The following is a 518-nucleotide window of genomic DNA, read 5'->3' as shown; positions in this document are numbered from 1 at the left end:
TGGATATGGTGTTTATAGCCACCACTGTTTGTGCAGTGCTACTACATCCTTTAGAAGTAACCGTCAATGTATAAGTGCCAGCATTGGCTATAACGGTATTTAATATTATTGGGTTTCGATCCGTAGAACTGTAACTATTTGGACCTGACCAGAGATAGGTTTCTCCTTCAGATCCGATTAGATTTAATGAGCCGCCCGCACAAATAGGTGAATTACTTGTAGCTGAAGAAACAGGCAATGCTTTGACTTCCAAGCCTGTGATAATCGTGCTGGCTTCTGATATACAGCCATTTACGCTACAAGTGGCCGAAATACTATAAGTTCCTACTGCATTGAGCGTTAGGCTTGTACCCGTAGCTCCACCCTCTGACCACGTCACTGTGCCTGCACAATTACTGGCTGTTAGGGTCAATGTACTTGGGGAACATACTACCAAGGTATTCGGAGGGGTGATGGTCGGAGGTAAAATCTGATTAATTGTAACCACCGTAGTAGCCGAGGCCGAACATCCATTAGCA

1 pseudogene is annotated in these 518 nt (G+C 44.6%); it reads right to left on the bottom strand.

The window, feature by feature from the left end:
* Positions 1–518, bottom strand: a pseudogene (locus EGI31_RS14570) (hypothetical protein); the annotation flags it as partial.

The organism is Lacihabitans soyangensis, assembly GCF_024343775.1.
GTDB classification, from domain to species: domain Bacteria; phylum Bacteroidota; class Bacteroidia; order Cytophagales; family Spirosomataceae; genus Leadbetterella; species Leadbetterella soyangensis.
Note: the sequence above shows the minus strand (reverse complement) of the source record. Positions and strands in the feature narration are given on the sequence as shown.